Annotated in this window: 6 protein-coding genes; 2 read left to right on the forward strand and 4 right to left on the reverse strand. The window is 32.1% G+C overall.

From position 1 onward, the window contains the following. Positions 1-91 precede the first annotated feature (91 nt). Together MY490_RS22200 and MY490_RS18440 are read right to left on the reverse strand one after the other, a co-directional pair. Entirely contained in the window at positions 92-4,258 is a 4,167-nt protein-coding gene (locus tag MY490_RS22200) for a S8 family serine peptidase (RefSeq protein ID WP_282439814.1), read from the reverse strand. Between the two features lie 773 nt (positions 4,259-5,031). Then, complete coding sequence (locus MY490_RS18440; RefSeq protein WP_248266979.1) at positions 5,032-6,291, reverse strand: helix-turn-helix domain-containing protein; 1,260 nt, start codon at positions 6,289-6,291, stop codon at positions 5,032-5,034. A 679-nt stretch (positions 6,292-6,970) separates the two neighbouring features. Here MY490_RS18440 and MY490_RS18445 point away from each other — a divergent pair. Further along, on the forward strand, positions 6,971-7,819 hold the full coding sequence (locus MY490_RS18445; RefSeq protein WP_248266980.1) for a MurR/RpiR family transcriptional regulator: 849 nt from the start codon (positions 6,971-6,973) through the stop codon (positions 7,817-7,819). Positions 7,820-7,866: 47 nt separating this feature from the next. Here the strand turns inward: MY490_RS18445 and MY490_RS18450 are convergent, their stop codons facing one another. Continuing rightward, positions 7,867-8,478: a TetR/AcrR family transcriptional regulator gene (locus MY490_RS18450; protein ID WP_248266981.1), complete on the reverse strand. Its 612-nt coding sequence runs from the start codon at positions 8,476-8,478 to the stop codon at positions 7,867-7,869. 181 nt (positions 8,479-8,659) lie between these two features. On the opposite strand from MY490_RS18450, the gene MY490_RS18455 reads away from it, so the two are divergent. Next, the gene (locus MY490_RS18455) at positions 8,660-9,850 is read left to right on the forward strand and encodes a YhgE/Pip domain-containing protein (protein ID WP_248266982.1); all 1,191 of its coding nucleotides are present in this window, start codon (positions 8,660-8,662) and stop codon (positions 9,848-9,850) included. A 49-nt stretch (positions 9,851-9,899) separates the two neighbouring features. Here the strand turns inward: MY490_RS18455 and MY490_RS22205 are convergent, their stop codons facing one another. Then, positions 9,900-14,066: a S8 family serine peptidase gene (locus MY490_RS22205; RefSeq protein ID WP_282439815.1), complete on the reverse strand. Its 4,167-nt coding sequence runs from the start codon at positions 14,064-14,066 to the stop codon at positions 9,900-9,902. Positions 14,067-14,312: the final 246 nt, after the last annotated feature.

A 14,312-nucleotide genomic window follows, 5' to 3' on the forward strand; every position in this document is an offset into this window, starting at 1 on the left:
TACCAATGAACATAAATAAAAAGCCTTCTCCAAAAATAATCGGGAGAAGGCTGCTTTTATTTTGTTTTAAATGTTTTCCTTATTCCTGCTCTTAATGATTTAATCCTAAATCATTTAAGATACTATCTAATGTAGCACCTTTATAAGTAGTTTTTGGTTTTGGAGCTATATCAACAGTAGGATTTTGTAATCCAAAGTTTCGAACAACAAAGTCCATATCCTTTTTATCTACTACTTTATCAAAGTTAAAGTCTGCTGTAGCTTTATTAGTACCCCAATAAGTTTGTACAGCTAATGCATCTAACACATCAATTACATCATCTTTATTAACGTCTCCAGCTGCAGCCGTTAATAAGCCTACGTTGTATCTTTTTCCTAAGTTCTCTCCACGTACTACATCTGATAAAAGAACTTGTCTGTTCATTGTAAAATGTCCAGGTACTTCAACTTTATAAGTATATGGCATAGGATCTGCTTTCAGTCCCTCTGCACTATATGTTCCACTTTTGTTAATTGTAGGTTGAACAGTTGTTTTTCCATCATAAGTAGTAACTGTAACTTTTGCACCAATTACACTTTGATCAAGAGCATAGTTTTGCTGACCTGTAGCCGGATCAATTGTTCCTTCTATACTTAATGATCCATTTAATTTTGAATAAGTATTTTTAATTTTATAAGATTCCATGTACGTATACACATCATTTGTCACAGCATTTGATTGGTCAATTGTAGTTGCTGTCATTGTATACCAGTCATTTGGAACTGATTTAGTATATTTCTCTGCTGTTTTCATATCAAAATTAAATAATTGTAAGTCTTCTGGTAAAGCCTTTGTTCCATTATAAGTAAAAGTAAATGTATAAAGCTGACTTAATCCAGAAGGTACTGAAGTTACAGAGACTTGTGCATCACCATATTGTTTTACTGCATCATTTACAACGACATTTTGAATTGTTGCAAAATTCGGATCAACTTTTACATTAATTTTAGTTGTTTTTAAGTTTTTAATATTGTTTGAACGTACGCTGTAATTTACAGTATCACCTGTTGTAACTGTTTGTTTATTTGCTTTTAAATAATAGTACGGGAAATTTTGATCTACGAATACTAGTCTTAACATATTTGTTGCATTTCCAGTAAAGTTTCTTGCTGCATCCATACCATAGAATGAAACTTGTAATGGTGTTGAACGCTTCTTAACTAAAATTTGGTCAGTATAGTTACCGTTCTTATCTGTTTTAATTGGATTATCTGGGAACGGACTATCGTAAAACGATACAACTGCATTACTAGACTGATCTACAGGTAAACCTAAACGACTTGCTTCTGCAGTTTCAGGATCATTTAGATTAATGTTAAAGTCGTATAAGAATTGACCATTTGAATCAAATTGGCTATCTTTGTATTCAATTACTTTTTGATCTAATGTATCAAAACTAGAAGTCATATTTGGTGCTGCAACATCATAAACGAAATCAGCTGTTCTTACGAATGTCTTTCCATTATCATTCGTACCAACTAATTTTAATTTATAGTTTCCTGCTTTTGCTACAACTGGATCATAACTAATCGGATTTTTTGAATCACCAGTAAATGGATAGTAAATTGAACTAAATCCTCTTCCGATAAAGTAATCTTGATTTTCATTCATTGTGATTGGTGTGAAAGAACCAACTAAACCAAGATCTTCACCTGTAGTAGCATCTTGTAGCAATACATCTAATGTCTTCATATGTGACTTTAATGAAAGATCAAATGATAAGAACGGGAATGCATTTGCTGGCCAGCTCGTATCATTACCAAACATCGGATTATCAATTTTAAAATAATCAATGCCTTCATCAACTACACGACCACCAAATGGAATTTGATATGTTTCTGATGGATCCTGAGTATTCGTAAATGTAATAAATCCTTCGTAAGTTCCTTTTTCTGCTGTTTTTGGGATATTTAAGTTAAACTTAACATTCTTTTGGCTAATTCCATTTAATTTTACAGAAGTAGGACCAGTTAAAGTTACATTGTTCCCAGTTGCATCTTTTGATCCTCTTAATCCAGTTTGGAATTTGACATTAACATTAAATGTTTTTGCTTTTTCGCTACGATTTTTTAATGTAATATTACGAGAATCTGCAATATCTTGATCATCAAAACCATAAGTTCCGAAGCTAATACCACCAGTTAATTCTTTAATTGATTTTTGTTTGCCATTAATATATGTTGGCGTTTGATCTACTACTTCTAATTCTACATTCGAATGAATTGCTTCATATGCGTCAATACGTCCACTACCTGCTTCAAATACACTATAAGCTTTTGATAACGGGTCAGCTGTATTCATTAGAATTGATTTGATATCTTCTGGTTGTAGGTCTTTATTTGATTGAAGTAATAATGCTGATACACCTGCTACATAAGGAGTAGCCATTGAAGTACCTGATAGTCGTGCATAAGCATATTTATAATCTTCAGGTTTAGAGCCATCAACGTTTTTATCATTTACATAAAATGGAACAGTTGATAGTATTGATACTCCAGGTGCTGTAACTTCTGGTTTGATATCATAATTGATTCGTGAAGGACCTCTTGAACTAAACCCTGCTAATTCATCAGATGCTGTTTGGATTTTCTTAAAATCACCAAATGTAAAATCTGATTTTCCAGCTTTTAATGCTGCAGAAATTACTGAACCCTCTTCAAATGAAACTGAGAATGAAGGGATCGCATTCATTGATTCACCAAGGAATGTCTGAATTGCTCCCTCTGCCTTGTTCGCTTCATCGTTAGCCATGATAACACCAACAGCACCTTGTGCTTTCGCATATGCAACTTTAGAGTCTAATGTATAAACTCCTCGGTTCATGAATACAAATTTACCTTTTACATCTTTATTTTTATAACCAGCTGGATCTCCAAGTCCTACATCAACTAGTTGAATCGATTTCCCTTTTAATACTGATAAATCATCTTTATAATTTTTCGTTAATTGTCTTAGATTGTAATTTTTACCATTAAGTACACCTGAATATTGATAAATATCAATTGCAACTGATGAAGCTCCAACTGTTAAAGCTAAAGCAGCCGATCCTGGCGAACCTAATGTATACATTTTGTCCCCATCATTACCAGCTGCAACAACTGTCGTTACCCCACTTAATACTGCGTTATTTACAGCGATTGAAGTAGCGTAAAGTGGGTCATTCAGTGTTGCACCAAGTGACATGTTAATAACGTCCATACCATCTTGTACTGCTTTATCAATTCCTGCTATAATTCCTTCACTTGTTCCTCCACCATATGGACCAAGTACACGATAAGCATAAAGATCTGCTTCTGGTGCAGCACCAACAGATGAATACTCACTATTAGCTACTCCACGCCCACCGATAATTCCTGCAACATGTGTACCATGTTCAGTATAATAAGTAGAACCATTTACTTCTGGTTTTCCTGATTTCTTCCAATCCTCATATGTTGTTTCCATCGGATCATTATCATTATCGACAAAATCATATCCGCCTTTATATGCGTCTTTTAAATCTGGATGGTTATAATCCATACCTGTATCTAAAATACCAATTTTAATCCCTTTACCTGTATAGCCTTCTGCATGTAGACGATCTAGCTGATCATATGGAGAATAGTTTGCAATATTAAACTCGTCTGCTTTTAATTGTTCGTTTTCTTGATTTTTTGTAGGCGGATCAATGGAGAATTTCTCATTACTCCAAACTGTCTTTACTGCTTTTGATTTTAATAGATTCTTAATTTGGTTTGCTGGTAGGGTTATCGAAACACCATTGAATGCATCTTTAAATGAACGATTAATTTTATAATCTACCTTTTTACTTTCTGTATTTGTTAAAATTTTCCCTATATCATTTGTAAAAGTATCATGGTCTTGATCAATTAATTTTTGTGCATCAGTTTTTGTTAATGTTTTACCTTCAACGCTCGCCTCAATTTGAGCGACCTTAACTGGTTTATTGGCAAACTCTACAATAACTTTTGTTTCTTCCGATGATTCCAAGTTAATATCAGAAGAAATTTGAAGCCCAGTTTCTTCACTAGTAGAAAGCTGCTTAAGAGCTGCTCTTTGCTCTGAACTTAAACTTGCCAAAATATCTTCTGCCTTACTTGGACTTGCTGCATTTGATACATTTGTTACTTGTCCTAGAGAACCTAAAATAAAACTAGATGTTAAAGCTAAAACAGTAAAACTTTTTAGAACTTTACTTTTTTCTCTCTTTTCCCCCATTTTTCTTCCTCCAGTTCATTTTTCGTATTAGTTTGCCTTTTACGTTACTTACTAGAAATAAGTTTTTTTGACAACTTCTTCAAGTAATCAACAAAATAGAATGACATTTGTCGTTCATATCTATTAATTATATTATTGGGAATTTTCTATTTTTAAGCAATTGGGTTATAACAAACCTTGATTTATCAACGTTTACTCAATACCCTTTTAACAAAACGACAAATTACAACATAATTCCCCTGCGGAATAAACCAATTTCAAGCAATTTAAATTCAATCTATTAATTTATTAGCCTATTCTGACGAAATAAATTTCTAAAAAGACAAAAAAATGGAGCCATCTCAAATTTCTGGATGCCTCCTTAACGCTTCTGAAACAATTATTTGTTAATCAAAGTAGTTGGGGGATCTCAGGCAGTACTTTTCATTTGTGGTTGAGATCCTTCTCTATTTATAAAAATAATTAGAATAGTATATTCGATAGTGTAAGATTTAGATTATATTAGCTAGTTTTAAATTTAAACTGAACGACTATTATACAATTCTGAGTCATAATACGGTGATTATTAACTTTATTTGCGGTTTCCCTGGATTTAATTACAGTTGTGATAATTTTAATTGCTATTGTCTAATTTTAATTGCATTTCTCAGATTTTATTTGCAGTTCACTGTTTTTTTACAACTCACCAATATCTATATGCATTTTTGCACCTCTTAATTTGAATTTTTCAGCAAAAAAACGAGGGTACCCCTTTTGGGACACCCTCATATTTTTTACATGCTTACAAATGTATGTTCAATGGACTCATATAACTCGGCAGCTTTTTGGTACTCTTTAATCTCTATATAGTATTTATATAATTTCTTACCAAACTGTTCGATATAAAATTTATTATTAGTAGAATAAAAGAATGGGAGTGCCTCATCCGATAGATATTGATAAAATTTTTCACGGGCTCCCTCAGCCTTAAGCTTATATAATTTAATCAATGTAATATGTACTGGGCTTTTTAACATTTTTGCTAATGCTAATGCTCTTTTCATCACACCAAGAAGTATCTCTTTTTCTAATAGTGTGCCTTCCGTACATGTCTCTAAATAATTGCACAAACGTCTTAAGTAATTGATTGATTTTTTATTTTCGGTTTCATTAATACTTTCCTCAAAATAATACAATGCAGTTTCATACTCTTCTCGCTTAAAATATTTCACTCCGAGATTATTCAATAAAATGGCCTTGCGTTCGCGGTCTCCTAATACTTCACAGTTATGAATCAAATCTTTATAGCGTTCAACTACTTCACTAAAATTGATCTCTAGTTCACTACCGTACTGCAAAAGCATAAGGGTTTCGGAACTAATTGCAGATGGGTAGTTGTTCGTCTTCTGAAAAAACTTAAGTGCCATTTCGGCATATTTATACGCTAAGATTTTTGAACTTCCAAAATGATAGGCAATTGCTAGATGGTGATAATATTCTTCATTTCGATATTCATCAATATTAATCATCTTTAATACCTTAATTGCCTTTTGATGGTCCTCATTACTTAGGCTAGTATAGTTCGATATATAGTACATACCTTGAAGATGATAGAATAAATTTTTCTCGAAAGGAGATAAATCACTATATTCTTTTTTCACATATGTAAGTATTTGCTTAACCATATCTAAATTTTGATTATGAAAATAGTACCTTGCTCTTAGTAAATTATAGTGGGCTGCATATTGTGAATAGTCAATAAAGGGCATTTGTTCAAGTTCTGCTTTATATTCTTCTATTTGTACTTCTTTTTTCATGATTAATGCATCATGCCATAGATGTAATTTTTTTTCTAAATTATAAAAAGATTGGACTTCTTGATTAATATTGATCCCTAAACGATCTGAGAATAAAGCAATAATATCAGGTGAGTAAGCCGTCTTACCTCTTTCAATTTTACTTACATGAGTAGTTGTACATATACCTTCTCCAAGCATTGCTTGAGTTAACCCCATTTTTTCACGATAAAACTTTATGATTTCCCCCTCAATCATATGCACCCTCCTCTATCTCTATAAACATATTTATCTAACTATTCTTTACTAAATTTTAATATCCTTTTAAGGAAAAAACAATTAATGATTTTTACCTAATACTAGGAAACTCCCTTTCAAACTCAATACAATATATCTATAAAAAAGAAAAAATCCGAAAATGAAATCCTATCATAAAGACTATTTTAGATTGATTTTCCAATTCCAAAGACCTATTTAACCAAATATTCTTACCTTAGAGAAACTGCATATATTTGACACTTATCACCTCTCTTATTATGAAAATTTGCTATGCTTTTATATTCCTCTTCTAATTTTTTAGATAAACTACTCATTGAGCTATGCTCTCACATTTTTGAGAAAGGAGCATTCTGAATTCTGCATTAATCAACTGTTGTTATCCTGTACCATATATAAAGTATAAACTCTTTTTTATTCAAATATAAAAATAATGTGTGAAAAAAATTTTTTTGACAAAAATGATATTATGCGAAATAATTTTCACAAGAAAGGGTTTTCATATTATTATTAAAAAAAACTCTTTTTTCCTATATAATAATTATTAAGCAAATAATAATGCTTTTCTAAATCTTTAAAATACAAACAATTTCAATTTAATACTATATTAAAAATTTATTTATTCAAAAAATCAATTTCCTAAAGGAAAGGTGTAAAGAATATGGAACAAACGAACAGCTTAGGTAAAATTCGTTCTTATTATGCGCGATTAAGTGATAAAGAAAAAAAAATCGCTGATTATATATTACAAAACCCAAAGCATATTATTCACAGTACGATTACAGAAGTAGCTGAAGACTTAAACGTTGCAGATGCAACTGTTTTTAGATTTTGTAAAAGGATTGGATTTAAAGGATATCAAGCGCTTAAGATTGCATTAGCAACTGAAATTATGACGCCGATCCAGCAAATCCACGAGGAAATTAACGAAAAAGATGATGAAATAACAATAGCAAATAAAATATTTCAATCTAATATTCGAACACTTGAAAATACTGCCCAAATTCTAGATAGTGCATCGTTTAAAAAAGCAGTAAATCTTATTTTAAAAGCTAATAAAGTTGAATTATACGGTGTAGGTGGCTCGTCTGTTATTGCGATGGATGCCTTCCATAAATTTATTCGTACAGGAATAAAAGCGAACTCGTACACAGACTCGCACTTTCAATTGATGTCAGCTTCACAACTGACAAAAGAAGATGTTGCAATCGTTATCTCGCACTCAGGCTCAAATAAAGACATCCTTCGTATCTTGCAAGTACTAAATGAAAACGGTACCAAAACAATTGGAATTACAGGTTTTCCAAAATCACCATTAAGTCAAAATGTTGATGTCTCACTTTACACTTCTTCCGAAGAAACAGAATATCGACCAGAAGCACTTGCTTCAAGAATTGCTCAATTAAGTATTATTGATGCACTATACGTAAACTTAATGATTTTAAACGCTCACAAAGCTAAAACATCATTTGAAAAGGTAAGAACTGCAATTTCAGAAACAAGATCTTAATATTATTAGGAAAAAAGATGTCTCACAAAAGTGTTGAGACATCTTTTTTATGGCTTAGCGATTTGACTAACAAACTTTTTCATAAACTTCAAAAGCTTCATATGCATGATTGCCATTTCTTCAGGGGTAATTGGTTCTTCTTTTTCTAGCCATTGCTCCATAAGTCCAAAGAATGCCGATGAAATAAATGCAGTTGTGTATTCGTGTGGAATTTCAATCATGTATTCTTCTTCTAATAAATCCACTAGTTTTTCATAAATCGTCTCTTTAATGTATTCCTTCATTTTCCTCGGAAAAGCTGGGTCACCTTTTGTACTGATTAAAATTTTAATAAATCTTTGATTTTCTTTTAAATAATGATATACATTAAGAATAGGTGGATAGACCATATCATTTGAATAAAACTCATTCATTTCTTTCGGCCTTATAAATATAAGTCGATCCTGTAATCCTTCCAATATTTCATTTTGACTTTTTTCCATTAAATCATATTTATCTCTGTAATGTAGATAAAATGTACCGCGATTTAATCCTGCTTTTAATGTAATATGTCTAACTGAAATAGCTTCGAATCCTTTTTCTTCTATTAAATCTAACAACGTCTCTTTTATTAATTTCTTAGTTTTTTCAACTTTTATTTCTCTTAATGATTGATTCATTTTAGATCATCCTTTTGGAATATAAGTTCTTACTGAACAAATTTGATAAATGTGTTTAGCAATGAACACATTTGTATGATTTGCTTATTGTGATTTATTAAAAGTCATTGTAATATCTTCACATAACAATAGTCAACACGTTGTTCAGTTATTTAATTAAAAGAATTAGGAGGTTATTGAAATGAACTTATTTAAACAAAAACAAGCTATATTAGCTCCTATACTAGTACTAGTTGTTGCGATTATATTCAGTTTAACATTAGCATCATCCGTTAATCCTACACCTAAAGATCTTCCTATCGCGATCGTAAACGAAGACCAAGGAATTCAAGTACCTTCAAAAGGTAATGTTAATATAGGTGATATGATGGTTGCAAAAATAAATGCACTATCTAAAATGAAAAATGGTGAAAAACCAGCGATTAAGTGGATTCAAGTATCAAGTGAAGAAAAAGTACGTAAAGGTCTAAATGACCAAAAATACTATGCTGCCCTTATCCTTCCAAATGATTTAAGTAAAAATCAGGCTTCATTAAAAACAGCGAATCCATCACCTATTACGATGAAAATTTTAGTTAATCAAGGCAAAAATGCAAATGGATCAACGATGGCTAGTCAAATGCTGACTCATTTAGTAGAAAATCTAAACTTAAATATTCATACTGAAATTTTTAATGAATTAAAGAAAAGCGTGAGCTCAATTTCAGTAAATCAAGCTGAAGTATTAGCAAGCCCAATCATAACGAAGGTTGAAAATGTAAATGTAATTGGAACCCATACAGCAAATGGAAATGCACCAGTGAGTTTAATCACACCACTTTGGATGTCTAGTTTAATTGGTGCCGTAATCGTCTTTTTAGCGAAAAAGAAAACAGAAACATCAAATTCAATTAGTAAATTAAAAGTTATTTTTGAACAATTACTATTAGGAGTAGTCCTATCCTTCCTAATTGGTTTTGGTATAACTTTAATGGCAAAGTGGATTGGCTTTACTCTTCCAAGCTTCTTGGACGTTGCGCTATATTTAACGATTACTTATTTCTGTTTCCATATCCTAATTTCTGCTGTCATGTCTTGGATTGGCTTTGGTGGAGTAGGGATCTTTGCTCTAATCTTTTTCTTCTCGGGTTCTTTAATCGGAATGCCAAAAGAGCTTTTACCAGCTTTTTCAAAAGACTGGATTTACTCATGGGTTCCAATGCGATTTGGTGCTGATGGATTAAGAGAAATCTTCTATTTTAATAAAGGATTATCAATGAGTCATCCAATGAGTATTATTATCTGGATTGGTGTAATCTCTGTTATTGTTTTATCCTTATCTGCTTTTAAACCACAAAAAGAAGAACTAAATCAAACTTTAACAATAAAATAAATTAAACCACAAAAAAGGGAAACCTAATCATTTGGTTTCCCTTTCCTTATTACTGATCTAATCCTAAATCTTTTAAAATATTATCTAAAGTCTTTCCTTTATAAGTAGTTTTAGGCTTCGGTGAGTTATCAACTGTAGAATTTTGTAATCCAAAGTTTTTTACAATATAGTACATATCCTTTTTATCAACTACTTTATCAAAGTTAAAGTCTGCAGTAGCTTTATTTGTACCCCAATAAGTTTGTACAGCTATTGCATCTAAAATATCGATTACGTTATCTTTATTGACATCACCAGCTGCTGCCTGTGTTAAATTCCAAACCATTCTCTTTCCTACTAATTCACCTCGAACTTCATCTGCTAAGTTCATTTTTCTATACATTGTAAAATGACCAGGTACATCAACTTTTACAGTATATGGTTTTAGATCTGCTTTTAAGCCCTCAGCAGTGTATTGTCCATTTTGGTTATATATTGGAGCATCGACCATCGTTTTTCCATCATACGAAGTGACGGTTACTTTTGCACCAATTTTACTTTCATCAAGCGCATAATTTTGCTGACCTGTAGTCGGATCAACTGTTCCTTCTAATCTTAAAGTTCCTTCTACTCTAGAATATGTTAGCTTTTTATTATAAGTTTCCATAAAAGTGTAGACATTACTTGTTTCTACATTTGATTGGTCAATCGTTGACGCTGTTATTGTATTCCAATCAAAAGGCATACCCTTAAGCCATTTATTTGCTGTTTTCAAATCGAAATTAAATAGTAGTAAATCTTCTGGTAAAGCTTTCGTTCCATTATAAGTAAATGTAAATGTATAAAGAAGTGTACCAACTGAAGTAGGTACTGAAGATACTGATACATTCGCATCTCCGTACTGTTTTACCGCGTCATTTACTAGGACATTTTGAATTGTTGCAAGATTTGGATCTACTTTTAAATTAATTTTAGTAGTTTTTAAGTTTTTCACGTTATTTGAGCGAATACTATAATTGACAGTGTCACCTGTTGTAACAGTTTGTTTATTTGCTTTTAAATAGTAATATGGTAAATTTTCACTTACAAATGTTACTTCTAACATATTCGATGCATTTGCCGTAAAGTTTCTTGCTGCATCAAAACCATAAAATGCAACATTTAAAGGAGTAGAACGCTTTTTAACTTTAATCTTATCCGTATAGTTTCCATTTTTATCTGTATACTTTGGTTTTGCTGGGAATGGACTATCGTAAAACGATACTACTGCATTGCTTGATTGATCAACCGGAATACCTAAGCCATTTGCTTCAGCAGTTTCAGGATCATTTAAATTAATGTTAAAGTCATATAAGAATTGCCCATTTGAATCGAATTGGCTATCTTTATATTCAATAACTTTTTGATCTAAATTGTCAAAGCTAGTTGTCATAGTTGGTGTGCCAGCGTCAAAAAAGAAATCAGCTGTTTTAGTGAATACTTTACCTTCTTCATTTGTTCCAATCATTTTTAATCGATATTTACCTGCTGTTGCATTAATCGGTTCGCTACTTATCGGATTTTTCGCATCTCCAGTGAATGGATAGTAGATTGAATTAAATCCTCTGGGATTCGTATAATTTTGATTTTCGTTCAATATGATTGGTACATATGAACCTACTAACCCTAAATCCTCACCAGTTTCTGCATCTTGTAACACTACATCCAATGTTTTCATATATGATTTTAATGAGTAACTAAAACTTATATAAGGATACGCATTTTCAGGCCAGTCTATATTATTGCCAAACATTGGATTGTTGATCTTAAAGGTATCAATTCCTTCATCAACAAAACGTCCACCAAATGGAATTTGATACGTTTCCGTTGGATCTTGTGAATTTGTAAATGTAATATACCCTTCGTATGTTCCCTTTTCTGCAGTTTTTGGGATGTTTAAGTTAAACTTAATATTTTCTTGGCTATTTCCATCTAATTTTACAGAAGTAGGACCAGTTAATGTTATATTATTTTTAGCTGCATCTTTAGATCCTCTTAATCCAGTTTGAAAATTTACATCTACATTAAATGTTTTCACTTTTTCACTACGATTTTTTAATGTAATCTTACGAGAATCTGTAACATCTTGATCATCGAATCCATAAGATCCGAAACTAATGCCACCAGTTAATTCTTTAATTAATTTTTCTTTACCATCAATACCCGCAGATGTTTGATCAACCACTTCTAACTCTACATTAGAATGAATTGCTTCATATGCATCTACTCGTCCACTACCTACTTCAAAAACACTATACGCTTTTGACAATGGATCAGCAGTGTTCATTAAGATTGATTTAATATCCTCTGGTTGTAAATCTTTATTTGATTGAAGTAATAATGCTGAAACCCCCGCTACATAAGGTGTTGCCATTGAAGTTCCAGATAAGCGAGCATAAGCATATTTATAATCTTCAGGTTTTGATCCATCAGCTGTTTTATTATTTTCATAAAATGGTACAGTTGAAAGAATGGCTACACCTGGAGCAGTTACTTCTGGTTTAATGTCATAGTTCCTACGAGATGGACCTCTTGAACTAAATGTCGCTAATTCATCTGATGCAGTTTGTACTTTGCTAAAGTCTCCAAACGTGAAATTTGATGCACCAGCTTTGATTGCCGCTGAAATGGCTAAACCATCTTCATTTGAAACAGAGAATGCTGGAACTGCATCTACTGATTCTCCAAGGAATGCTTGAATTGCGCCTTCAGCTTTATTTGCTTCATCGTTATACATTAATACGCCGATTGCACCTTTTGCTTTTGCATTTTTGATTTTATCATTTAATCCAATCGTTCCACGTTTAATAAATGCAATTTTTCCATTTACATCTTTACCAGTAAAATCAGCAGGATTTCCTAAACCAACATCAACTAACTGATATGTTTTTCCTTTTAAAGATGTCAGAACATCTGTGTAATTTTGTGCTAATTGTCTGACTGAATAGTTCTTTCCATTATTTACCCCTGCGTATTGGTAAACATCTAAAGCAATAGATGACGCACCTACTGTTAAAGCTAATGCCGCAGCTCCAGGTGAACCAACCGTATACATTTGATTACCAGTATTCCCCGCTGCAACCACTGTTGTCACACCACTTAAAACTGCATTGTTAACTGCTATAGAAGTTGCATACATTGGATCATTTATTGTTGCTCCAAGTGACATATTAATTACGTCCATACCGTCTTGAACTGCACGATCGATTCCTGCTAGAATATCTTCAGTTGTTCCACTTCCATATGGTCCAAGTACACGGTAAGCATATAAATCTGATTCCGGTGCTGCTCCTAACGTTTTATATTCACTATTTGCTTTGCCACGACCACCAATAATACCTGCGACATGTGTTCCATGCTCAGTGTAATATGCTTCTGAATTACTAACCTCAGGTTTACCAGATTTTTTCCAATCAGCGTAAGTCGTTTCCATTGGATCAGGATCGTTTTCAACGAAATCATATCCACCTTTATAAGCATCCTTCAAGTCCGGGTGGTTATAATCCATCCCTGTATCTAAAATTCCAACTTTAATTCCTTTGCCTGTATATCCTTCCTTATGTAAACGATCCAAAGCATCATATGGTGTATAGTTTCCAACATTTGCTTCATCTGATTTTAATTGATCATTTTCTTTTGGTGGATCAATTGAAAATGCTTGGTTACTCCAAACTTTTTTAACAGCTTTTGATTTTAGTAGATTCTTAATTTGATTTGCTGGTAATGTCATGGACACACCATTGAATGCATGTTTATATGAACGATTAATTTTATAATCTACCTTTTTACTTTTACCACTAGTTAGAACTTGTCCAACCTCTTTCTTAAAAGTATCATGGTCTTGATCGATTCGCGTTTCAGCATCCGATTTAGTCAGAGTTTTACCTTCAACACTCGCTTCAATTTGAGCGACTTTAACTGGTTGATTCACAAACTCGACTATAACACTTGTTTGTTCTGTAGAATCTAAGTTAATATCAGAAGAAATTTGAAGCCCTAATTCTTCATTCGTTGAAAGCTCTTTAAGAACTGCTCTTTGCTGTGCAGTTAAGTTAGCAAGAATGTCTTCTGCTTTACTTGGACTTGCTGCATTCGATACATATGATACTTGTCCAAGAGAACCTAACATAAAACTAGATGTTAAAGCTAATACTGTAAAACCTTTAAGAACTTTACCCTTCTCTCTAATTTCCCCCATCTTTCTTCCTCCAGTTCGTTTTCAATAAAATAGCTAATACAATTAATTACAAAAATTATCTTATATTGACAAAATTCACTGTCATTAATCATTTAAAATGATCAATTTTCGTTCATTTATCTTACTTAAATTATCGTGAATATTCTGTTTTTAATCAAATGGGTTATTGCTAGCCTTGATTTATCAGCATTTATTCCACTCGTGAAAAAATACGACAAACTTCTGCGTTTTTTTTAATAAAATTAA

It is taken from the genome of Gottfriedia acidiceleris (assembly GCF_023115465.1).
In the GTDB taxonomy this organism is placed as follows: Bacteria; Bacillota; Bacilli; order Bacillales; family Bacillaceae_G; genus Gottfriedia; species Gottfriedia acidiceleris_B.